Raw genomic sequence first — 20,528 nt, 5'->3', positions numbered from 1 at the left:
ACTTCGTTCGTATCCTGATCGAACACTGTATGGATAGCCGACGGAAATCGCAGTCGCTCTCGAGTCGCCTCCGCGAACGGGTCCGATCGACGCTGCTGGTGCCGGGACGCTCGCGGGACACGGAGACGGACGGTGGCACCGACGCGGCGGAAGCGTCGGCAGGGGACCGCGGCGGGGACCCGGACGCGCCCGGCAACCTGTTTCACTGTTCCAAATGCGGGATCGTCTACATCGACGCCGAGAAGCGGGTCTGTTCGCAGTGTGAAACCGACGTAGAACGGGTTCGATCGACGCTCGCCTGTAACCGGTAGGCCGCGAGCGCACTGCCGGCGGTCAGACGGTCGACTGTACGTCACTGACGGTGCAACCGCGACGCTCTGCGGTTGCACCGGGACATCGTTCCAGCGAACCGTATCAGGCCTCGAGGATCTCGATCAGGTTCCCCTCCGGATCGCGCAGGAACATGATCGTGGTCCCGCTCTCGGTCGTCCGCGGCCCGCTGATCGTCGGCACGTCGTCGGGGAGGTCGGCGGCGAATGCCTCGAGGTCGTCGACCGAGAGCCCGACGTGGGAGGCCCCCGGCTGGTTGAGCCCCGCCGCCGGCGAGCCCCGGGCTTCCGGCTCGTACTCGACGAGCTCGATCCGGACGCCGTCGGCCTCGAGGTGAGCGAAATCGGCGCTCGCGCCCTCGACTCCGACGGCCTCGGCAAAGGCCTCGCCGCCGACGCCGAACCGATCGACGACGGTGAGACCGAGCGTATCGCGGTAGAACGCGAGCGTCTCCTCGAGATCGCTGACCGTGAGGCCGACGTGGTGGGCACTGCAGTCTGTCATGAGTCGGTCGTCCCAGCGCGAAGAAAAAACGCTTCCGTCTGCGGGCAGCGGTCGGGGGCCGGCGCGGCGGCGTCCACCGCTTTACGCCATCAGTCGTCCGCCATCGAAGCGAGGTCACTCGCCTGCTGTCGCAACGCGGCCGGCATCGCGGGAACGTCGCTCGCCGAAACCGCCCCTTCGGCCTCGAGTTCGTCGAGGGACTTCGGGAACGCCCGCAGTTCCGTGTGGATCGCGAGGCCGGCCTTCGCGCCCTGGCCCATCGCGACGGGGATCTGGTTGTGGCCGGGCGTCAGGTCGCCGACGGCGTAGAGTCCGTCGACGCTCGTGCGCCCGTGATCGTCGACCGCAACCGTACCATCGTCATTGATCGCAGCGCCGAGTGACGCCGCAAGGTCGTTGTTGTAGTCGCTGCCGTACATCGCGAAACCGCCCCGGTACTCGCGGACGCTCCCGTCCTCGAACTCGAGCGCCTCGAGCCAGCCGTCGTCGCCGTTGCGGACGCCAGTCACGTCCTCGTGGACGATATCGACGGGGTGGCCCTCGAGCAGGGTCGCGGTCTCATCGCTCCAGGTCGGCTCGTCGCCCCGCAGCAGCAGGTCGATGTCGTCGGTGAAATTCAGCATGATCATCGCGACGTGAGCCGCGCTCTCACCCGATCCCATCACGTAGACCGACTCGTCGACGAACATGTAGGCGTCGCAGTGCAGACAGTAGTGCAGCCCGCGGCCGGTCCGGGGCAGCGGCGGGTCGGGCCGCTCGTCGCTGAAGCCGGTCGCGAGGACGACGCGGTCCGCGACGGCGGGCCCCTCGGTCGTCTCGAGGTCGAACGAGTTGCCGGCGCGTTCGATACCGGTCACGAACTCCCGCCGGTAGTCGGCCCCGTAGGACCGGAGCTGATCGACGGCCGTGGAGAGGAACTCGTTGCCCGACACCGACTCCGGGGTGCCGATGACGTTGTGCGTGTCCTGCATCATGGCCGCGCGGCCGCCGCCGCGGTCGAAGACGGCGGTCTCGTGGCCGAGCCGCGCGGCGTACAGCGCGGTCGTCAGTCCCGCCGGGCCGCCGCCGACGACGGCGACGTCGTACCGGCGGTCCGCTGCGATCGAATCGCGGGTCGTCCCATCTGACTCACTCATGGTAACTCGGTTACGACCGCTCACGTATAACTGTCAGCTATCGTTGAGGTAACCCGGTTACTGGCCGGTAAGTGACCCGCGCCAGCCCGACTATCTGGGTCGAACGGTAACTGATAGTAAGTCAGTAACAGGTGGTAACTATAAACGACTCCAGCACCAACTCACATGCATGGAAGAGTCGACGCGGGAACTCGAGGTCTGGTGTGCTGGCGAAGAATGGTGCCCGATCACCTCGACTGCGACGCTGCTGGGCAAGAAATGGCATACTGTTATCATTCACCGCTTGCTCGCCAACGGCCCGCTCGGGTTCAACGCCCTCGAGACGGAGGTCGACGGTATCTCGAGCAAGGTCCTCTCGGACGCCCTGGAGGACTTGGAGGAGAAACGGCTCGTGAACCGCGAGATCGTCAGCGAGAAACCGGTCCGCGTCGAGTACTCGCTGACCGACCTCGGCCAGTCGCTCGAGCCCGTCATCACGGAGATGCGTGAGTGGGGGCGCGAACACCTCGCGGCCGCGGCGGACGAATCGGAGTCGATCGCCTGATCGGACTGCTGGAACGATGTCCCGGTGCAACCGCAGGCGGTCACAGTTACATCGGAAACGACCGACGGTAGTCCGCTAGATCCGGCGTCCCTGCGGTCCGGTTCGGTGCCGGGCCGAGACAGTCCGGTCAGTAGTTATGTAGCTCCCCAACGATACGGTCGGTATGCGCGATCCGTTCGTCGTCGTCGGCGGTGACGCAGCCGGAATGTCCGCGGCGAGCAAGGCTAGACGCGAGGCACCGGACCGCGAGATCGTCGTCTTCGAGAAGGGGGAGTGGGTGTCCTACGGAGCCTGTGGGCTCCCCTACTACGTCAAGGGGGAGATCCAGTCGCTCGAGGACCTCGTCTCGGTCACGCCCGAGGAGTTCCGCGAGGAGCGCGACATCGATCTCCGGACGGGCCACGAGGTCGTCGCGATCGACACCGAGGCCCGGACGATCACCGCCGAGAGCGAGTCGGGGACCGTCACACAATCCTACGGCGATCTCCTGATCGCGACTGGCGCGGAAGCCGTCGTCCCGTCGATCGACGGCACCGACCGCGAGGGCGTCTACACGCTCGGCTCGATGAGCGACGGGAAGGAACTCCGCGAGTACGTCGCCCGCGCCCGCGACGGCGAGGGCCTTCAACAGCCCGATCGGGGGCCGGCCTGTCGCTACCTCGAGGACTGTACCGGGCCGGTCGGCGTCGTCGGCGGCGGCTACATCGGGATCGAGATGGCGGAGGCGCTGGCCGAAAACGGGTTCGAAGTGAACCTCTTCCAGCGCGGCGACCGCGTACTGAAAGGCTTCAGCGACGAGACCAGCGAGTACGTCGCCGACCACCTCCGGGAGGAAGACGTCGCGCTCCATCTCGGTGCCGAGGTCAGGGAACTCGCGGGCGGCGACCGCGTCGAGGCCGTCGTCACCGCCGACGATCGGGTCCCGGTCGAGATGGCCCTGCTCGGTACCGGCGTGCGACCGCGGACGGCCCTCGCGGACGCCGCCGGGATCGAACTCGGCGAGACCGGCGCGATCGCGGCCGACGCCTACCGCGAGACGAGCGCCCCCGACGTCTACGCCGCCGGCGACTGCGCGGAGGCGACCCACGTCGTTACGGGCGAGCCGACCTACGTCCCGCTCGCGCTGACGGCCAACCGCCACGGGCGCGCGATCGGGCAGACGGTTACCGGAACCCCGACCGAGGGCGGCGGCGTCGCCGGCACGGCCGCTGTCAAGGCCTTCGACGTCGAGGCCGCCCGTACCGGACTCGTGGACCACGACAAGGCCCGCGCGGCCGGCTTCGATCCCGTCAGCGAGACGGTGACGGCGAAGTCGCGGGCTGGCTACTACCCCGACGGCGGGAACGTCCGGCTCACGCTGACCGCCGACCGCGACTCCGGACGCGTCCTCGGGGCCAGCCTCGCCAGCGAGTACGGCGAGGGCGCGGTCCATCGGAGCCACGCCGTCGTCGCCGCGCTCTCGGAAGGCGCGACCGTCGCCGACGTGGAGAACTACGACCTCGCGTACGCGCCGCCCTTTAACACCACCTGGGACCCCGTCCTCGTGGCGGCGAAGGTCCTCGGCGGGACCCTGCAGGACTGAGTCGCTCGAGTCGGTCGGCGCTCGACCCGTTTCGCCGGCGATCACGCGAGGAAAACGAGGGGGCTCGTCGGATCGTCAGCAGCCAAGTGCGTCGGCTAGGTCGTGGAACGACGTGACGGTCAGGTCCGGATCGCCGGCGATCGCCTCCCACGGGCGCCCCTTCCGATCGACCCACGCGCCCTGCATGCCGGCGTGTTTCGCGCCCATGACGTCGTACCAGCCGGCGGTGACGTGGACGATCCCGTCGATCGGGGTGCCGGTCCGGGCGGCCGCGTGGCGGTAGAGTTCGGCGGCCGGCTTGAACGTCTCCACCTCGTCGGCGCTGATCGTGTCCGCGAGGAGGTCGCCGATGTCGGCGTGTGTGACCATCGAGGAGAGCATGTCGGGGTCGCCGTTCGAAACGACATAACAGTCGTAACCGCCCTCGCGGAGTCGTTCGATACCGTCGCGGACGTCGTCGAAGACCTCGAGTTCGTGATAGACCGCCAGGATTTCGTCGCGCTCGTCGGGGTCGACGTCGACGCCGTGGACGTCCAGCGCGTACTGCAAAGCGTCGCGGTTCATCTCGTAAAACGGCTGGTAGGCGTCGAGGACGTTCGCGACGAGCGTGTACTCGAGCGATCGGAGCCGCCAGAGCCGCGAGATCGGTTCGGGATCGTCGACCCGGTCGGCGAGCGCCCGTTCGGCCGCGTTGACGTCGACGATGGTGCTGTACGAGTCGAACGTCACGGTCTCGACCGCGTCGGGATCGAACGCCATGGGTCCCCCTACGTCCCCGGGCCGGTAATTCGTGTGGTCGGCGGGCAGCCCGGCCCCGATCGAAGTCGAACGCTTGCTCGCCGTCGAGCCCCATCCGTCGGGGAGTCGTCCCAGCGAGGGAGAGCTGTGGGCTGACTGTGGACAGCGGCCGGCGCGGTCACTCCCACATAAAATCGCTCACGAGACCGGGAACAACCGTCTTCGCGAAGTGGGAGGCGAGGACGACGACGATCGGCCCGAGGAACAGCCCCCACCAGCCGAACGCGAGCGTGCCGAGGAAGTAGCCCAGGAGGACAAGCCCCATGTGGACGCCGCTGCGCGCGGAGAGGAACGACCGCGCGAAGAAGTCGGGGATGGTGTCGACGACGACCAGCGTGAGCGCGAAGAAGACGAGCGGGTGCCAGAGCGGCTTCGGCGTCGTCAGCGCGACCCCGAGGAGGACCAGTCCGTAGGGCACGTAGACGATCTTCATGCCGACCGCCGGGACCAGCGTCCCGATGCCGATGAGCAGGGCGAGCAGGACGGGCGTCGGGACGACTGGGCCGCTCGAGGCGACGAAGTTGAGGCCGTAGTAGACGACGACGGCCGCACCGGCCGCGACCACGATGACCGCCAGATTGCTGAGAAAGACCGTCTCGAGGTCGTCGTCGACCGCCTGCGTGTACGAGACGATGTCGTCGTCGTGGTCGACGCTCTCGTAGAACCACTGTCGCAGCTTCCAGTCGTCGCGCAGGAGATAGAAGAGGAAGGTAAGCATGAGGAAGAACCGCGCGAGGACCCCGAAGACGGCCGCGGCGACCGACTGCAGCCGGCCGATAACCCCCGGTAGGTCCTGCCGGAGGACGCTCGTGACCGAGCCACCCGAACCGGAGGTGATCGCCTCCCGAAGCTGATCGATATTTCCCCGTCTGGCCACCCGCAGATACGGCTGGAGCGTCGACCGGACGACCTCGAGGTCGCTCGTGGAGAGGAACTGATCCAACTCCCTGAGTCCGACGACGATCGCGTAGCCGACGACGGCCAGCATGGGGAGGATGACGAACAGTATCGTCGCCGTCGCCGTCACGTTCGGGTGGTCGATGACCCGATCGATCTGCCGGTAGAGCGGCCGAATAGCGTAGTATAGGAATACCGCGAAGAGGAGGGGGCCGATATATCGGAAGAGAGCGAGCCCGATCAACGCCGCGAGGACGAGTCCGAGTACGACCCAGGCGACGCGCTTGCCGTCCCAACTATCGAAGACGCCCATGGGAACTGCCACAGGGGTCAGGGCCAAAAACGCCCGTTACGGGCCGTGTCACTGTAATTAGTTCGTGACCGTCACCTCGAGGTATCGGATCGGGAACGGCGACGCTACGCGACGACGGCCCGGACCTGCAGGTACTCGACCCGGATCGCGTTGTCGCCGAACCAGTCCTCGAGCGCCCCCACGGCGTCCCGGCGGAGCGCGGCCCGGGCCTCGTCGTCGTCCATCCGTCGCAGGACCGGCGAGAGCGGCCCGGACTCCTCGGCGAACTCCCGCCAGAAGTGCCGCGGCGTCGCGTACCGAAAGTCGAGCAGGCGTCGCTGGAAGGACAGGTCGGCGACGTCGGAAAACCGCTCGCGGACGAAGTCGGGCTCGCCCCACTCGAGGTGGGCCCACGGATCGCTCGGCGGTGCCGTGACGTGGTCGGTCAGGACCTCGGTGAGGTCGCCGACGACGCCGCTCGGCGACCACGCGGTGAAACAGACCCGGCCGCCGGCGGTCGTGACCCGCCGGAGTTCCGTCCCGGCGCGGGTCGAGTCCGGCGCGAACACGTGCCCGAAGTTCGAGAGGACGACGTCGAACGCGTCGTCGGGAACCGGGAGCGTCTCGGCGTCGCCGACGAGCCAGCCGATGTCGTCGTGGCCCGCGAGTCCGGCGTTGTCACGCGCCAGCTCGAGCATCTCGGGGGCGAGGTCGAGACCGACCACGTCGGCACCGGCCCGGCGGGCGGTCAACGCGGCGTTGCCGGTTCCACAGCCGACGTCGAGGACGCGGTTGCCCGGATCGATGCCGGCGGCGTTGACCAGTCGTGCGATGGCCGGTAGCATGTTCGGTGCCATCGCGGGGTACCGGCCGGCCGACCAGACGTGTCTCGCCGATCGGTCGTCGGCGTCGGTCGGATCCTCCATGACCGATGGTCGGTCGCCACGCACAAAAGTCGATAGCCGGCCCGACCGCCCACCCCTTCCGTGTCGGGGCCACTGTTTTGTGGCCCGCTCCCGTGGCACTGCTATGACGAGAACGGCCGTCATCGCCGGCGTCGGTCCCGGACTCGGTGCATCGCTCGCCCGCAAGTTCGTCGACGAGGGCTGTCGGGTCGGGCTGTTCGCCCGCTCGGACGACTCCCTCGAAGCCCTCGCAACCGAGCTGGGCGACGACGCGCTCGCGGTCCCGACGGACATCACGGACCCCGAGGCGGTCGCGGCGGGGTTCGACGCGGTTCGCGAGGCGTTCGGCCCCGTCGACGTCCTGATCAACCACGCCAGCGGCGGCTCATGGAAGGGACTGCGAGAGATCTCGCCGGACGAATTCGAACGCGCGTGGCGCGTCTCGGTCCACGGTGCGTTGCTGTGTTCGCAAGCGGCCGTCGACGACATGCTCGCCGGGGACGGCGGAACGATCGTCTTCACCGGCGCGACCTCGGCGGTTCGGGGCCGCGACGGTGCGATCGGCTTCAGCGCGGCGAAGTTCGCTGTCCGGGGGATGGCCGAGTCCATGGCTCGAGAACTGGGTCCCGAGGGGATCCACGTCGCCCACGTCGTGATCGACGGCGGAATCCGTCCGCCCGAGATGGACGACGCCGCCGAGGCATCGGGGTATCTCGATCCGGACGCCATCGCGGACTCCTACTGGCACCTCGTGACCCAGGACCGGTCGGCGTGGACGCTCGAGTTGGACCTGCGACCCCACGTCGAGGCGTTCTGAATCGGGCGTCTCGAACACGGACCAGCGTTATTGTCGCGGCGGTCGTCCGTGCGGTATGACTCGCGTCGCACTGATCGCCCACGACGAGACCAAGCCCGATCTCGTCGAGTTCGCCCAGACCCACGAAGCACAGCTCCGAATGTACGACCTGGTCGCGACCGGGACGACGGGGAAGCGGCTCCGCGAGGAGACGGACCTCGAGGTCGAGCGCAAGGAGTCGGGACCGCTCGGCGGCGATCTGATGATCGGTGCCGAAGTCGCGGCGGGGGAACTCGACGGGATCGTCTTCCTCCGGGACCCGCTCCGGGCCCAGCCCCACGAGCCCGACATCTCGGCGCTGTTGCGGATCTGTGACGTCCGCGATGTCGCGCTGGCGACGAACCGCTCGTCCGCGGAGTTCCTCATCGAAGGGCTGGCCGAGTAGCCGGCCGACCGCCGGGCCGCGGGGGCGGTATACTACCACGACCCGATACGGCAGAGCCACGACGGTCGCCCGGAAGGGATAGTTTCAACCGGCTCGAGCCCCCTCACGTATCCATGCCACGCGCGGTCGTCTTCGACCTCGACTACACGCTCGCCGTCCCCCGGCGGGACCGGACGACCATCCTCGAGGAAGCCGCGACCGCGACGGGCGCGCCCTCGCTCTCCCGCGAGGCCTACCTCGAGGCCCACCGCCGGAACCTCACCAGCGAGACGCGCGAACCCATTTTCGAGGACTTGCTCGCGGACACCGACAGCGACGCCGATCCGGCCGCCGTCGCGACCGCGTATCGGGAGACGATTTCGGACTCGCTCGAGCCCCTGCCCGGCGTCGAGGCCATGCTCGCCGATCTCCGAAGGAGCTACCGCGTCGGCCTGCTGACCAACGGCCCCGTCCGCGCCCAGCGGGACAAACTCGAGACGCTGGGCTGGGAGGACGCCTTCGACGCCGCCCTGGTGACCGGCGAACTCGAGGCGGGCAAACCCGATTCCCGCGCCTTCGAGGCGATCACGGACGAACTGGACGTTGCGCCCGGCGAGGCGGTCTACGTCGGCGACGAGGTCGAGGCCGACGTCCAGGGCGCGACCGAGGCCGGGATGGCGGCCGTTCAGGTGCTGCTATCGGACGGACCTGCGCCGGATTCGAGAGCCGTCGCACACCTCGAGCAGGCCGATCTCGCGGCGGCGTTGCCGGGTGTTCTCGCGGCTCTCGAGTGATCGGGCACTGAATCCGCAGGCCGTTTCCCCTGATCTGTGAGTAGAAATTAGTAAGTCATAGATGGCGAACTAACGGTATGGACGACGCGACTCGAGTGCAGTTCAAGCGACTCTTCGCCGGCGCGGTACTCATGCTCGTCGGGATAGAAGTCGTTCAGATGGGCGGAATGAACAGGAACCTCACCACGCTCGCGCTTTACGCCGTCATTTTCGGCGCGGGGGTGTTCGCCCACGGCTACTTTACGCCCACGTCACAGTCGACTCGAAACGAGCGCGAGTAGCCCGTCGCGTCACGTCTCGGCTCGGTCGTCGGCCTCCTCGAGCGCCCGCCCGACCCGCTGGACCACGTCGGTCGCCCGCTTGACGGCGGCCCCGCTCTCGAGGAAGACCAGCGTCTTCGGCGGCTCGGTCGCCTTGGGTCGGACCCGAAGCTCGAGGTCCGTTGCCGTGTCGGCCGCTCGGTCCTGTGCCGCCTCGAACTCGAGGCGGGCCCGGTCCTCGTGAACGAACACGCGGGCGAGACGCTCGTCGCGGTAGGTGACATCGTACGCGCGAGTGCCGTCGGCCGACGGCTCGACGTCCCGGTCGGCGTTGGTCACGGCGACGCGCTCGAGCAGGCCGTCCTCGCGGCCGTCGAGTTCGCTCGAGAGGAGTTCGGCGATGCGGCGACCGTCGGTGATCCGGTCCTCGACCATATCCAGTCGGTCGTGACGGCGGGATTTAGTACCAACTGAAACGGGTTCCACGCTGCTCGCACGCGAAGTCGCTATGAGCGGCCGAACTCGGCCGCTCATAGCCGGCGTATCGCGAGCAGGTGGGCGATGACTTTCAGTCGGTACTAACAGTCCCCTTCGGTGTCGAAGACGGCCTCGCGGGCGACCGGGGCGAGGTCGTCGACGTCGATCCCCTCGCGGCGGGCGTAGACCACCGCGGCGGCCTCGATGGTCAGTCCCAGCTCCCCCTGGAGGGTGTTGATCGCCCCGACGGCCTCGTGTTTCTCCATGCCCTCAGCGACCAGCGAATCGAGGACGCGTTCGAACGCCGACCGTTTCCGCAGGAGGTCCTCGTCGGGGTCGAACTCCTCGGGGATCGTCACCTCGCCCGGCTCGAAGGCCACCGCGAGCCCGTCGTCGGTCCGGTCGAGTAGCCCCTCCTCCGTCGCGATGTCGATCAGCCGCTTGGCCTGATCGGGGGAGAACCAGTCCCGATCGAGCGAGAGCGCGACGACGAACTCGTTTTCCTCGAGCCGACGGCTCCCGTGCTGGATGAACGGGGCCGCGACCGCGACGCGGAGACTCATCGGCGACGACTTGCTCGAGCGGCGAGAAAACGATGACGGTTACGGACGGTCCGCGCTCGCGGGCGGCCGCGGGCGATCAGTCGGAGGCGCGGCCGCCGCCACCGCTGTTCCGATCGGCCCGGGACGGCGGGGGGAACTCGCCGGCGGTCGGCTCCGGCGTCTCGGGAAGCACGCAGCGGTCGGGCTCGCGGTTGACGTGGCGGTACTGGTCGGGCGCGTTCGCGAGCGGGTGGGCGGGGTTCTGATCGCTGTCGATGCGGGCGGCCCGCACTTCGTCGAACCCGTTGAGACGGGCGCGGATCCCGCGCCAGTGATACTGCGTCGCGGTCGGGACGGAGACGGGGCGGGGCGACTTCCCGTCGGGGTGGCGCGTCGCGAGGATGGTACTGTTGACGTTGCTGGCGAGCGCGTCGTGATCGATGAGGACGCCGACCGCGGCGTCTCGCGGCGCTCGAGCGGCCAGTACGTCGAGCCCGAGATGCAACGCCCGATACTCCGCGACGTTGTTGTCCGGCGGCGTATCCGCGGTCGCGATCCGTGCGACGCGGGTACCGTCGCGGGTTTCGATAACGGCACCCAGCCCGCCACCGGCCTCCCGGAAGGACCCGTCGGTGGCGACGTAGAAGTCTCGGTGGTGGGTCCGCGGGGGGTGGGCGATGTGAGGCGTGGGCGACTCGTCGAACAGGTCCCGCAGTGCGGGCCGGCCGTGAGCGGCCATACGCCCACGTAGGCCGGTCGCCGACTTAACTATTCTGTCCCTGATAACATGTGCCAAACAGACGCATACGGAGACGAATCGGCACCGAACCGTCGTTCTCGGGTCACACTCGAGTGTTCTTCGTCGCGACGAGCTAGGCGAGCGACGACGACAGTCGAACCCCGGCCGATCGGGATGGTATTGCTGCACGTTCGAAATCGAGACTGTCACGAAACGGTGTACGAACGGCTAATTCGGCGGTATCGTCCGATACGTGGCTCGTACGACCGACACCGGAATCGAGGGTGAATCGGGACTCGAGCGGACCCAATCTGTATTGGCAGTAGGTGTAATACCACTGGGTGCCTGCTCGACGTATGAACCAGACGAACGCGAGCCGGATGGAAGCGGCCTGTTCCCTTCTCGCCGAGTCCGAACGCCGGTATCTCCTCTATCAGCTGGCCGAGGACACCACCGCGAACCTCGAGGACGTCGTCACGCAGGTCGCCGCTTGGGAACTCGACGCCCGTCCCGCGACGATCGGGAAGGAACAGCGCCAGCGGATCTACGTCTCGCTGGTCCACAACCACCTCCCGCGGCTCGCCGACTACGATATCATCGATTACGACCTCCGCAGCGGCGACGTCGTCCTCGATGACGGGTTCGACGACATCAAACCCCTGCTCGAGCAGTTCAAACAGACCGAGGAGAAAGTCGAGATCCGCGAACTGCCCTCGCTCTGAGACCCCGTCCCGGTGGCGGCCGATCGACCGCCGGAGTCGCCGCTGGCGTCGACTCGAACCGAAATTCATAGGCACTTTCTCACGGAACAGTCACCGTGAGCCGATATCAGACCCTCTCGCTCTTTCTGGTGCTTGCAGCGTTGTGGGGAGCAGCGTTCGTCGCGATCAGCGCCGGGCTGTCGCATCTCCCGCCGATACTGTTTGCGGCGCTTCGATACGACATTGCCGGACTACTGATGCTCGGCTACGCGGCCGCCGTCGCCGACTGGCGACCGCGCGATCGGGCCGGCTGGTGGCAGGTCCTCGTCGGTGCCGGGCTCCTGATCGCGGCCTACCACGCATTCCTGTTCGTCGGCCAACTGCACACGACCGCCGCGGCGGCCGCCATCGTCGTGAGTCTCTCGCCGGTCCTGAGTACTGGGTTCGCTCGGGCGCTCGTCCCCACGGATGCCCTCTCTCCCGTCGGTCTCGTCGGCGTCGTCGTCGGACTCGTCGGCGTTGCTATCGTCGTCCGCCCCGATCCGGGCAGCCTGCTCGCGGCGGACGCCGTGGCCAAGGGACTGGTCTTCTGTGCCGCGCTGGCCTTTGCCCTCGGTAGCGTCCTCACCCGCCGCATCGACGCCGACCTCCCGATCGAGACGATGGAGGCCTGGTCGATGCTCGGCGGCGCGGCCATGCTCCATCTCGTGAGTCTCGCGCTCGGCGAACCGATCGTGCCGGCCGATTGGATCCACCCCGAGGCGATCGGCGCGCTCGCGTACCTCTCGGTGGGGGCCAGTGCCGTCGGCTTCCTCATCTACTTCGAACTGCTCGAGCGGCTGGGTGCCGTCGAGATCAACATGGTGTCCTACGTCGCTCCGATCGTCGCGGCCGTGGTCGGCTGGCTCTACCTCGGCGAGGTCGTCGACGACGCCGCACTGGTCGGGTTCGGCGTCATCGTCGTCGGCTTCCTCCTCGTGAAACGCCGGGCGATCCGCCGGGAGCTGGGGCAGGTCCGGTCCCGAGAGGCGAGCGAGTAGGCGGCCCCTACCGGCGATGGGCGTGACCGACGTACAGCGATAGCAAGTTGCCGGCGAGCAGGCCGAGAAAGAGCCCGCCCTCGAGCGCCGAGGAGAGACCGGTCGCGAGCAGGGGGAGGTAGGCTGCGGGGAGAACGATCGCCGCCCAGAACCCGACGGCGCGAATCGGCGTCGCCAGTCCTGGGACGGCCCGCTCGAGGAGGCCGTGGTCCTCGTCGGAGCGGCCGTCCGGCGCGTTCGGGCCCGCGGATCGTCGGTCGTCGAGGGAGGGAGGACTCGCCATCGAACTCGTCGATCGATCGTTGCCCGCCGCGGTGCATATACCGGGTCGACCGTTTCGTCGGTTACCCCGGATTCAGCCGGACTCGGCCGACGGAACGGTCCGTTTACCGACGGAAACGACTCGTTCATCGTCACGATGAGCGGTGCCGAACGAACCCGGTCGGAGGTTTATCCGTGATCGCGGGGCAACGCTCGCCATGAGCGACATCGAACGGATCGAACAGCGGCTGTCGGCGCTCGAGCGCGCGGTCGTCGACGGCGACTCCGAGGTACCGGCGCTCGAGGACCGCGCGTCGCTCGCCGCCGACCTCGAAACGGCCGTCGAGCGCCTCGAGGCACACGACCGACGGCTCGCCGATCTCGAGGGACGCGTCGACGCGGTCGAGGGTGCCGTCGGCGGCGTCGAATCGGTTGACGACGCGGTCGAACGGCGGGCCAACGCGGCCGTGGCGGCGGTCGACCGGCTCGAGTTCCGCATCGACGGCCTCGAGCGAGCCCTCGAGAGCCACCACGATCGAAACGGTTCGCGGTCCGGTTCCGAACCGGGAGACGAGGGGGCGGCCGAGCGAGCAGCGCCGAAATCGACGGCCGACGCTCGAGACAAACGCGAGTCGGGGAGCCCGCCCATCGCGTCGACGGACGCGGCCGGGGAAAGCGGTGAACGCCCCGGCGTCGAACGGACCGTCGAGGCGATCGTGTCGACGGCCGACGACGACGACGGACGCTCGAGCGACGACCCGCTGTCGGAGGGCGAGGTGGACGGAGCGGCGGCCGCGGACGGAGCGGCAGCCACGGACGAGGCGGACGGGACGACCGGCATCCTCGGATCGCTCCGGGACAGACTCCCGTGAACCGCTACGTCGTCGCCGCCGTCCTGACGGTCGCGCTCGCTGCGCTCGCCGCACCGGCGATCGAGCGGGGTGCGACGATGAACACGCACCGGCAGGTCGAGACCGGGATCGCATCGGTCGACGACGCCGCGACCGATCTCGTCGCCACCGAGGAGCCGTCGCCCGACGGCCACCCGAACCCCCGACGAGTCGTCGAGTTGACGCTCCCGCGTCGCTCGCTTACGACCGTCGCCGTCGACCACGTTCGGATCGTTCCGCGGGCCGACCGACGCGCCACCGTCGTCCGGTACGCGCTCGCGGACGGACGGGTCCGTGAGACGATCATCGACGAACGGATCGTCGGGGGCGATCCCGACGACACCGAGCCGTTCGTAGTCCGTGAGCGTGGCGAGAACAGGCTCGCGTTGACGCTTCGGACCGACGCGGACGGGAAGCCGGTCGTCGTCGCGAGCCGCCTGTGAGTTTAAATCGGATGCCGCGGCCAGCGCCGGTATGTTACAGAACCCACCCGAGCGGCTCCGCTCGGTCGTCGATCGCGTCGACGGCACGCGGCTCGGTCTCGGGGGCCTCTTCGACAACTGGGGCGACGAACCGGACGCCGGGTGTACGTGTCGAACGGCCGTCGAAGCGGAGACGCTCCGGATCGACGCGAGCGACTGCGACGGCCGCCTCGAGTCGGCCGTCCCCTGTCGCCGGACCGCGATCGAGGCACTCGCCGACCGCGAAGCGAACGCGATCGTCGTGCGATCGAACGGCCTCGAGCGCCGGTACGCAGACTGCGGCGTCGCCCTGCTCGGTTCGGCCGGCCGGTTCGTCGCGCTGCGTGGCCATCGCGACGACCGGCTGGCGTCGGCCGCCGCTCGGGACCCGCTCGCCGTCGGCGAGGAACTCCGGACCCGAGTCGGTCCGATCGCGGACATCGGCGTCGAATCGGGACTCGTGGCGGCTGCCGAGCGCGCCGAGGGCTACGAGTCGGCCCTGACCGCGACCGTCGGACTCACGATCGGTCACTACTTCGTCGATCGGTCGATCGCCGACGGAGCGCGTCTCGTCGATGCGCGCTCACTGTCGACCGGCAGCGAGGCGCGGATCTACGACCGCCCCGACGAGACGCCGCAGTACGCCCTCGAGATCGTCGATACGACCCTCTCCGAGAGTGACCGCCGGCTCCTCCTCGAGGGCTACGAGGCGATCGCCGAGGGTGTCGTCGAGGGGGACCGGGCGGGACCGCGGGCGATCGAACGCGCGAGCGGGGAGCCGGCCACCCCCCAGCTGGCAGGCGTTCTCACGAAGCATACGGCCGGCTACGGCGTCCTCGAGGACCTGTTCGCGGACCCGCGCGTGACCGACGTCTTCGTCACCTCGCCGGTCTCGGCGAACCCGATCCGGGTCGTCGTCGACGGGGAGTCGATGCCGACGAACGTCTCGCTCACTCGAGCGGGCGCACAGGCACTTGCGTCCCGGGTTCGACGCACCAGCGGCCGGGCCTTCTCCCGGGCGAGCCCGACCGTCGACGCGACGGCCGCGCTCGAGAACGGGACCGGCATTCGAGTGGCCGGCGTCACCGAGCCGGTCGCCGACGGGATCGCGTTCGCGTTCCGGGAGCGGCCGGACGAGCGGTTTACCCTCCCTGCGCTGGTCGCGAACGGAACGGTGCCGGCGGGGGCCGCGGCGTTGCTCTCGGTGGCCGTCGAGCGAAACGCCGCCGCCCTGATCGCCGGTACGAGAGGGGCCGGCAAGACGACGCTGCTTGGCACGCTGCTGTACGAACTTCCGCCGGCGACGCGGACGGTCCTGATAGAGGACACGCCGGAGCTGCCCGTCGACACGTTACAGTCGGTCGGTCGGGACGTACAGGCGCTCCGGACCGGTACTGGTGACGGGCCCGAAATCGCCCCGGACGAGGCGCTCAGGACCGCCCTCCGGCTGGGCGACGGCGCGCTCGTCGTCGGCGAGATCCGCGGCGAGGAGGCGGGGGTCCTCTACGAGGCGATGCGAGTCGGGGCCAACGCCAACGCCGTCCTCGGTACGATCCACGGCGACGGGGCCGACGATGTCGCCGAACGGGTCGTCACCGACCTCGGCGTCGAACCCTCGTCGTTCGCCGCGACGGATCTGATCGTGACCGTCCAGACCCACCGGACCCCCGACGGCCGAACCCGCCGCCTCGCCGCCATCGAGGAGGTGATCGACGACGGCGACACCCACCGGTTCGAACCGCTGTACGAACTCGAGGGCGAGGACGCGGTCGCGACCGGTCGGATCGACCGCGGCGAGAGCCGGCTGGTGGACCGGCTCGCCGGACCGACCGAGTCCTACGCCGACGTACGCCGGGCGCTCGCGTCCCGGACGGCACTGCTCTCGCGGCTCGCCGGCGAGGGCCGAACGAGTCCCCGCGCGGTCACGCGAGCCTACGCGGACCGGACCGACGAGTGATCTCGCGATGACGTCCGTGCCCGTCGTTCGTACGCTGGCGGCGCTGTACCCGGCCGAGGTCGACGCCAGTGACGGCCTCGCGGAGTCGCTGTCGTTTACCGGTTCGCCCCACGACCCCGAGACGGTCGTCAGAGCGGGATACGGGGCCGGAATCATCGCCGCCGTCCTCCCGCTGGGACTGTTGCTGACGCCGGCACCGCTCCCGTTCGTGGCGTTTTTCGTCCTCATGGCCCCGGTCGCGGCGATCCACACGGTTCACTCGATCCCCCATCTGCAGGCGGCGTTTCGCCGGACCGAAGCCCTCGGCGACACGCCGAACCTGATCGGCCGGGCGGTGTTGCGCATGCAGGTCCAGCCGGCCCTCGAGAGCGCGATCCGGTTCGCAGCTGACACCGGCTCGGGCCCGCTGTCGCGGAGTCTCGACGCGCACATCGATCGAACGATGGGCACCGCGGGGACGGGGCTGCTGGCCTTCGCCGAGGAGTGGGCCGAGTGGTTCCCGGCGTTACGGCGGTCAGCACACCTACTCGCGACCGCCCAGGACGCTCCGGAAGCCGAGCGGTTGCGGACGCTCGATCGCGCGCTGTCAGCCGTCCTCGACGGCACGCGTAGCCAGATGGCCGAGTTCACGTCGGCCATTCGTGCGCCGGCGACCGGACTGTTCGCCTTCGGGATCATGCTCCCGCTCGCGCTGGTTTCGCTGGTCCCGGCGGTGCCGATGGTCGGCTATGCCGTCAACATCTGGCTCGTCGTCCTCCTGTACAACGTCGTGCTGCCCGGTGCGCTCGTCGGGGCCAGCCTCTGGCTGCTCGTCCGCCGGCCGGTCGCGTTTCCGCCGCCGACGATCGGTCACGACCACCCCTCGCTCCCCGATCGGCTCCGACTGCGGCCGCTCTGGGGTGTCGCCGCCGGCGGCAGCAGCTATCCCGTTCTCGTCGCGGTCGGTCCTACACACCTCGCGCCCGTCGCCGCCGTCGGTCTCGGGCTCGGGGTCGCGCTGCTCGTTACCTACCGGCCGATCCTCGCGGTCAGACACCACGTCCGCGACGTCGAGGCCCACCTCACCGACGCGCTGTACGTCGTCGGCCAACAGGTCGCCGAGGGGGAATCCGTCGAGTCCGCCGTCGAACTCGCCGGCGACCGGGTCCCCGGCGAAACCGGCGCCGTCTTCGAACGCGCGGCCGGCCTCCAGCGACGGCTTCAGACCGGCGTCAGGGAGGCCTTCCTCGGCGAGTACGGCGCGCTCCGATACGTTCCCAGCCCGCGCGCTCGCGGGACCGCCGCCCTGCTTGCGATCGCGGCCGACGAGGGGAAACCAGCGGGTCGCGCCATCGTCTCCATGGCCGACCACCTCGAGGAACTCGAGACCGTCGAGGCCGAGACCAAGCGGAACCTCGAACAGGTGACCGGGACCCTCGACAACACCGCGGCGTACTTCGCGCCGCTCGTGGCCGGTGCCACCGTCGGCATGGCCGACATGATGGCCAGCGACGCACTCGTCGCGTCTGGCGAGGTCGACGCGGCCGCCTTCCCCACGGAGTCGTTGGGGATCGTCATCGGGGTCTACCTGCTACTGCTGTGTGTCATCATCACGCCGCTCTCGATCGCGCTGCGTCACGGGATCGACCGTGCCCTCGTCGGCTATCACGTCGGTCGGACGCTCGTCTCCGCGATGGTGCTGTACGTCGTGACGGTGGCCCTCATCGGTGCCGTCCTCTGACCGCTCGCTCCCACTTCCGTCCGGCCCGGGTCGGCTCCCCACCGCGACTGAGGTTTAAATACGAACACGCGGCCAGCGAGGGCATGCACCTGGAAGCACCGATCGACGGCTGGTACGTCTGGCTCGCCGTCTCCATCGTCAGCGCCGCCGTCGGTACCGTTGCGCTCGGTCTACCGACCGGCCCGCCACCGGACGCGAACCGAGCGGCGAACGCCATCGAGGAGACGGCTGGCAGTCCCTACGAGGCGAGTTCGACCTACGACCACGACGCGACCGCGATCAAGGTCACCGGCCGCACCGTCGCGATGCGAAACGAACACGGCACGACGCGGGCGACGCTCACCTACGGCCATGTGGTCCCCGTCACGGGGAACGAACGGCTCGAGAACGTCTCCGCCGGCCGTGCCGTCGAGGACGAGTACGCGGCGGCGGTCGAGGATCCGAGTCGGAACGCGATCGATGCCTTTCTCGCGGACGTCGAATCGGCATACGAGAGGAACGGCGACGAGTGGCGGCCCGCGAACGGGCCGTTACGGACCCGGACCGTCGCGACGAGGCCGCTTCCAACGGTCAGTGTTGCCGTCGATATCGAGCGCGTCCCCGGCGACCAGACCCACGAAGTTACCATCGAGTACGAATCGACCGCGGAAACCGGGATACGACTGCGGGCAGACGGGAGTGGCGATCGAGGACGCATCGACGAAACGGTCACCGCGACATCGACGAGGAAGACCGAGACGATCGTCCACGACGAGTTCGAGGGAGCGCCCGCGATGTCGTTCCCGATCGACGTGCGGGTCGAAGCCGGCGGCACCGAGCTGTGTACCGTAACCGTCCGCGCCGATCGAGGGGACGAGACCGTCGCGGTCTGTCCGCCCGGCGGGGAGACCCTCGAGACGACCGGTGTCGACGACCGAGGCTACGTGAGTCGCGATACGGAGGCCGATTCGTTCTATGTCACGCTCGTCGATGTCTGACCGGGGACAAACCGATCCCCTCGCCGCACTCGTCGCCGTCTCGGCGCTTATCGCCGGGATCGGTCTCTACGGGCTCTATCTCACCGATACCCTTCCCGGAACGACCGATCGAACCACCGAAACGACGGCGCTCGAGCGGATCGCCGACGACCTCGAGAGCGACGGCGTCGTTCGCGCCTACGACGGCGACCTCGCGGGCGGAATCGAGACCGAGTCCTTGCCACACGGTCGGAACGTCTACGTCCGGCTCACGACCGTCGCCGACGGCCGCGAGAGCGTCGTCGGAACCGCCGCGTTCGGAACGGACGGAACGTCACGCCAGAGTGCGATCGATGACGAGGAACTCGACGGCCCGCCCGACGAGGCCGGCGTGGCCGAGCGCTCGATCGCCGTCGCGACGGCTCCCGGCGACGTGCGACGCGGGACGCTGCTCGTGGGGGTGTGGAACGGATGAGATCGGACCGAGCGGTGAGTACGGTCATGGACGTCGCGATGGCACTGTTGCTCGTCAGCGCGAGCGTCCTGTTGCTCGGTACCCACCTGTACGGGACCACGCCCGACCCCGACGGGGACCGAGCCGACCACACGGCCGCGGTACTCGGCGCGACGACCATCAGCGTCCAGTACAGCCTCGCCGACGCCGATCCAGTCGCCGAACGACCCGGCGGATACCACCGGACCGAGTACGGGTCCGCGACCGGCCTGCTTGCGGACGCGGCCGTCGCGAACGCCCGCATCGACGGGACGCCGATCCGCCCCACGGGCGACGAGTTCGAGGCCGCCGTCGACGCCGCCATCGGGAGCGCACTGATCGGGTCCGACCGCGAGTTCTACGCCGTCGCCGAGTGGGAACCCTACGAGAACGCCTCGATCAACGGGACGGCGACCGCCGGCGAACGGCCACCACCAACCGCGGACGTCTCGAGCGTGACGCTGACCGCTTCGAGCGGACTGCCGGCCGTCGACGCCGACGAGATCGAACGCGCGTCCCTCGAGGGCGGGACCGACTGGAACGACCGCCTTGGGGATCGAACCGACCTCGTTGCGGATTCCGACTCGGCCGGTTTCGAAGCCGCGGGTATGGTCCTCGGGGACGCGATCGTTCGCGGCTACTTCCCACCCGAGGAGACGCAACTGGCACTCGAGAGTCAGGGGCTGTCCCACGACCTCGCCGTCTTCCAGTACGAGCGCATGGTCGCGCCACTCGAGTACGAGTTCTCCGGGACGACGAACCCGGCCCATCACGGCCCGCTCAAACGCGAGAAAGCGGACGCTCTCGAGGCGAACGCACAGGTTCGCCGCGGGATCGCTGACGCGGACCGATTCGGCCGGGACGGGCTCGGAGAGTGGCTCTCAGAGGACCTGCAGGACGCCTTCGCCGAGGAAATCGCGACGATCGACGACGAATACAGCGGCGCCGCCCGCGACGAGCGGATCGCAGCGCTGCTCGCCGACGAGGTATCGACCGCCGACGTAACCATCACGATTCAGACTTGGTAAG

25 protein-coding genes are annotated in these 20,528 nt (G+C 68.9%); 16 read left to right on the top strand and 9 right to left on the bottom strand.

What is annotated here, in order from left to right:
• The first annotated feature begins 29 nt into the window (after positions 1-29).
• Entirely contained in the window at positions 30-311 is a 282-nt protein-coding gene (locus NP511_RS14440) for a hypothetical protein (protein WP_049966068.1), read from the top strand.
• A gap of 103 nt (positions 312-414) precedes the next feature.
• Here the strand turns inward: NP511_RS14440 and NP511_RS14435 are convergent, their stop codons facing one another.
• Both NP511_RS14435 and NP511_RS14430 read right to left on the bottom strand, forming a co-directional pair.
• The gene (locus NP511_RS14435) at positions 415-834 is read right to left on the bottom strand and encodes a VOC family protein (protein ID WP_049966067.1); all 420 of its coding nucleotides are present in this window, start codon (positions 832-834) and stop codon (positions 415-417) included.
• Positions 835-923: 89 nt separating this feature from the next.
• On the bottom strand, positions 924-1,970 hold the full coding sequence (locus tag NP511_RS14430; protein ID WP_049966066.1) for an NAD(P)/FAD-dependent oxidoreductase: 1,047 nt from the start codon (positions 1,968-1,970) through the stop codon (positions 924-926).
• Positions 1,971-2,139: 169 nt separating this feature from the next.
• Between NP511_RS14430 and NP511_RS14425 the strand changes: the two genes are divergently transcribed.
• Together NP511_RS14425 and NP511_RS14420 are read left to right on the top strand one after the other, a co-directional pair.
• Positions 2,140-2,514, top strand: a complete 375-nt coding sequence (locus tag NP511_RS14425; protein ID WP_049966065.1) for a winged helix-turn-helix transcriptional regulator — start codon at positions 2,140-2,142, stop codon at positions 2,512-2,514.
• 163 nt (positions 2,515-2,677) lie between these two features.
• Positions 2,678-4,096: an FAD-dependent oxidoreductase gene (locus tag NP511_RS14420; RefSeq protein WP_049966064.1), complete on the top strand. Its 1,419-nt coding sequence runs from the start codon at positions 2,678-2,680 to the stop codon at positions 4,094-4,096.
• Between the two features lie 75 nt (positions 4,097-4,171).
• On the opposite strand, the gene NP511_RS14415 is transcribed toward NP511_RS14420, so the two are convergent.
• The 3 genes from NP511_RS14415 to NP511_RS14405 form a co-directional block, all read right to left on the bottom strand.
• Positions 4,172-4,855 (bottom strand): haloacid dehalogenase type II, encoded by a 684-nt coding sequence (locus NP511_RS14415; protein WP_049966063.1) that lies wholly within the window; start codon positions 4,853-4,855, stop codon positions 4,172-4,174.
• 157 nt (positions 4,856-5,012) lie between these two features.
• A complete protein-coding gene (locus NP511_RS14410; protein ID WP_049966062.1) occupies positions 5,013-6,104 on the bottom strand; it encodes an AI-2E family transporter in 1,092 nt (363 codons plus the stop codon).
• A 104-nt stretch (positions 6,105-6,208) separates the two neighbouring features.
• A complete protein-coding gene (locus tag NP511_RS14405) occupies positions 6,209-7,009 on the bottom strand; it encodes a class I SAM-dependent methyltransferase (protein WP_049966061.1) in 801 nt (266 codons plus the stop codon).
• Between the two features lie 103 nt (positions 7,010-7,112).
• Here NP511_RS14405 and NP511_RS14400 point away from each other — a divergent pair, with 103 nt between their 5' ends.
• From NP511_RS14400 to NP511_RS14385, 4 genes are all read left to right on the top strand, one after another.
• Positions 7,113-7,805 carry an SDR family NAD(P)-dependent oxidoreductase gene (locus tag NP511_RS14400; protein ID WP_049966060.1) on the top strand — a complete coding sequence of 231 codons (693 nt, stop codon included), beginning with the start codon at positions 7,113-7,115 and terminating at the stop codon, positions 7,803-7,805.
• Between the two features lie 55 nt (positions 7,806-7,860).
• A complete protein-coding gene (locus NP511_RS14395) occupies positions 7,861-8,229 on the top strand; it encodes a methylglyoxal synthase (protein WP_006650970.1) in 369 nt (122 codons plus the stop codon).
• Between the two features lie 113 nt (positions 8,230-8,342).
• Positions 8,343-9,002: an HAD family hydrolase gene (locus tag NP511_RS14390; RefSeq protein ID WP_049966059.1), complete on the top strand. Its 660-nt coding sequence runs from the start codon at positions 8,343-8,345 to the stop codon at positions 9,000-9,002.
• 77 nt (positions 9,003-9,079) lie between these two features.
• Positions 9,080-9,283, top strand: a complete 204-nt coding sequence (locus tag NP511_RS14385; protein ID WP_049966058.1) for a hypothetical protein — start codon at positions 9,080-9,082, stop codon at positions 9,281-9,283.
• Between the two features lie 9 nt (positions 9,284-9,292).
• Here the strand turns inward: NP511_RS14385 and NP511_RS14380 are convergent, their stop codons facing one another.
• From NP511_RS14380 to NP511_RS14370, 3 genes are all read right to left on the bottom strand, one after another.
• Complete coding sequence (locus NP511_RS14380; RefSeq protein WP_049966057.1) at positions 9,293-9,697, bottom strand: DUF7993 family protein; 405 nt, start codon at positions 9,695-9,697, stop codon at positions 9,293-9,295.
• A gap of 143 nt (positions 9,698-9,840) precedes the next feature.
• Entirely contained in the window at positions 9,841-10,302 is a 462-nt protein-coding gene (locus tag NP511_RS14375) for a DUF2240 family protein (RefSeq protein WP_049966056.1), read from the bottom strand.
• A gap of 76 nt (positions 10,303-10,378) precedes the next feature.
• The gene (locus tag NP511_RS14370) at positions 10,379-11,020 is read right to left on the bottom strand and encodes a ribonuclease H family protein (protein WP_049966055.1); all 642 of its coding nucleotides are present in this window, start codon (positions 11,018-11,020) and stop codon (positions 10,379-10,381) included.
• 356 nt (positions 11,021-11,376) lie between these two features.
• Here NP511_RS14370 and NP511_RS14365 point away from each other — a divergent pair, with 356 nt between their 5' ends.
• Both NP511_RS14365 and NP511_RS14360 read left to right on the top strand, forming a co-directional pair.
• Positions 11,377-11,742, top strand: a complete 366-nt coding sequence (locus NP511_RS14365; RefSeq protein WP_049966054.1) for a DUF7344 domain-containing protein — start codon at positions 11,377-11,379, stop codon at positions 11,740-11,742.
• A 95-nt stretch (positions 11,743-11,837) separates the two neighbouring features.
• Complete coding sequence (locus tag NP511_RS14360) at positions 11,838-12,761, top strand: DMT family transporter (RefSeq protein ID WP_049966053.1); 924 nt, start codon at positions 11,838-11,840, stop codon at positions 12,759-12,761.
• 7 nt (positions 12,762-12,768) lie between these two features.
• Here the strand turns inward: NP511_RS14360 and NP511_RS14355 are convergent, their stop codons facing one another.
• The gene (locus NP511_RS14355; RefSeq protein ID WP_006650963.1) at positions 12,769-13,044 is read right to left on the bottom strand and encodes a DUF8028 family protein; all 276 of its coding nucleotides are present in this window, start codon (positions 13,042-13,044) and stop codon (positions 12,769-12,771) included.
• 196 nt (positions 13,045-13,240) lie between these two features.
• Between NP511_RS14355 and NP511_RS14350 the strand changes: the two genes are divergently transcribed.
• From NP511_RS14350 to NP511_RS14320, 7 genes are all read left to right on the top strand, one after another.
• The gene (locus tag NP511_RS14350; RefSeq protein ID WP_049966052.1) at positions 13,241-13,894 is read left to right on the top strand and encodes a DUF7310 family coiled-coil domain-containing protein; all 654 of its coding nucleotides are present in this window, start codon (positions 13,241-13,243) and stop codon (positions 13,892-13,894) included.
• On the top strand, positions 13,891-14,355 hold the full coding sequence (locus NP511_RS14345) for a DUF7311 family protein (protein WP_049966051.1): 465 nt from the start codon (positions 13,891-13,893) through the stop codon (positions 14,353-14,355). The genes NP511_RS14350 and NP511_RS14345 overlap by 4 nt, the downstream gene beginning before the upstream one ends.
• 31 nt (positions 14,356-14,386) lie before the next feature.
• Entirely contained in the window at positions 14,387-16,330 is a 1,944-nt protein-coding gene (locus NP511_RS14340; RefSeq protein WP_049966050.1) for an ATPase, T2SS/T4P/T4SS family, read from the top strand.
• Between the two features lie 7 nt (positions 16,331-16,337).
• A complete protein-coding gene (locus NP511_RS14335) occupies positions 16,338-18,050 on the top strand; it encodes a hypothetical protein (protein ID WP_049966049.1) in 1,713 nt (570 codons plus the stop codon).
• 83 nt (positions 18,051-18,133) lie between these two features.
• Positions 18,134-19,027, top strand: a complete 894-nt coding sequence (locus NP511_RS14330) for a DUF7283 family protein (protein WP_049966048.1) — start codon at positions 18,134-18,136, stop codon at positions 19,025-19,027.
• A complete protein-coding gene (locus NP511_RS14325; protein WP_049966047.1) occupies positions 19,005-19,481 on the top strand; it encodes a DUF7285 family protein in 477 nt (158 codons plus the stop codon). Before NP511_RS14330 ends, NP511_RS14325 begins: the two co-directional genes overlap by 23 nt.
• Entirely contained in the window at positions 19,478-20,527 is a 1,050-nt protein-coding gene (locus NP511_RS14320; protein ID WP_233274348.1) for a DUF7284 family protein, read from the top strand. The genes NP511_RS14325 and NP511_RS14320 overlap by 4 nt, the downstream gene beginning before the upstream one ends.
• Position 20,528 lies beyond the last annotated feature (1 nt).

It is taken from the genome of Natrinema thermotolerans, assembly GCF_031165565.1.
GTDB lineage: Archaea > Halobacteriota > Halobacteria > Halobacteriales > Natrialbaceae > Natrinema > Natrinema thermotolerans.
The sequence above is the reverse complement of the archived record's forward strand: the minus strand, read 5'-3'. Positions and strand labels throughout refer to the sequence as shown.

Coding starts and splice junctions, on each gene's coding strand:
- NP511_RS14440 (WP_049966068.1), top strand. CDS start 30: ATGGATAGCCGACGGAAATCGCAGTCGCTCTCGAGTCGCCTCCGCGAA.
- NP511_RS14435 (WP_049966067.1), bottom strand. CDS start 834: ATGACAGACTGCAGTGCCCACCACGTCGGCCTCACGGTCAGCGATCTC.
- NP511_RS14430 (WP_049966066.1), bottom strand. CDS start 1,970: ATGAGTGAGTCAGATGGGACGACCCGCGATTCGATCGCAGCGGACCGC.
- NP511_RS14425 (WP_049966065.1), top strand. CDS start 2,140: ATGGAAGAGTCGACGCGGGAACTCGAGGTCTGGTGTGCTGGCGAAGAA.
- NP511_RS14420 (WP_049966064.1), top strand. CDS start 2,678: ATGCGCGATCCGTTCGTCGTCGTCGGCGGTGACGCAGCCGGAATGTCC.
- NP511_RS14415 (WP_049966063.1), bottom strand. CDS start 4,855: ATGGCGTTCGATCCCGACGCGGTCGAGACCGTGACGTTCGACTCGTAC.
- NP511_RS14410 (WP_049966062.1), bottom strand. CDS start 6,104: ATGGGCGTCTTCGATAGTTGGGACGGCAAGCGCGTCGCCTGGGTCGTA.
- NP511_RS14405 (WP_049966061.1), bottom strand. CDS start 7,009: ATGGAGGATCCGACCGACGCCGACGACCGATCGGCGAGACACGTCTGG.
- NP511_RS14400 (WP_049966060.1), top strand. CDS start 7,113: ATGACGAGAACGGCCGTCATCGCCGGCGTCGGTCCCGGACTCGGTGCA.
- NP511_RS14395 (WP_006650970.1), top strand. CDS start 7,861: ATGACTCGCGTCGCACTGATCGCCCACGACGAGACCAAGCCCGATCTC.
- NP511_RS14390 (WP_049966059.1), top strand. CDS start 8,343: ATGCCACGCGCGGTCGTCTTCGACCTCGACTACACGCTCGCCGTCCCC.
- NP511_RS14385 (WP_049966058.1), top strand. CDS start 9,080: ATGGACGACGCGACTCGAGTGCAGTTCAAGCGACTCTTCGCCGGCGCG.
- NP511_RS14380 (WP_049966057.1), bottom strand. CDS start 9,697: ATGGTCGAGGACCGGATCACCGACGGTCGCCGCATCGCCGAACTCCTC.
- NP511_RS14375 (WP_049966056.1), bottom strand. CDS start 10,302: ATGAGTCTCCGCGTCGCGGTCGCGGCCCCGTTCATCCAGCACGGGAGC.
- NP511_RS14370 (WP_049966055.1), bottom strand. CDS start 11,020: ATGGCCGCTCACGGCCGGCCCGCACTGCGGGACCTGTTCGACGAGTCG.
- NP511_RS14365 (WP_049966054.1), top strand. CDS start 11,377: ATGAACCAGACGAACGCGAGCCGGATGGAAGCGGCCTGTTCCCTTCTC.
- NP511_RS14355 (WP_006650963.1), bottom strand. CDS start 13,044: ATGGCGAGTCCTCCCTCCCTCGACGACCGACGATCCGCGGGCCCGAAC.
- NP511_RS14350 (WP_049966052.1), top strand. CDS start 13,241: ATGAGCGACATCGAACGGATCGAACAGCGGCTGTCGGCGCTCGAGCGC.
- NP511_RS14340 (WP_049966050.1), top strand. CDS start 14,387: ATGTTACAGAACCCACCCGAGCGGCTCCGCTCGGTCGTCGATCGCGTC.
- NP511_RS14335 (WP_049966049.1), top strand. CDS start 16,338: ATGACGTCCGTGCCCGTCGTTCGTACGCTGGCGGCGCTGTACCCGGCC.
- NP511_RS14330 (WP_049966048.1), top strand. CDS start 18,134: ATGCACCTGGAAGCACCGATCGACGGCTGGTACGTCTGGCTCGCCGTC.
- NP511_RS14325 (WP_049966047.1), top strand. CDS start 19,005: ATGTCACGCTCGTCGATGTCTGACCGGGGACAAACCGATCCCCTCGCC.
- NP511_RS14320 (WP_233274348.1), top strand. CDS start 19,478: ATGAGATCGGACCGAGCGGTGAGTACGGTCATGGACGTCGCGATGGCA.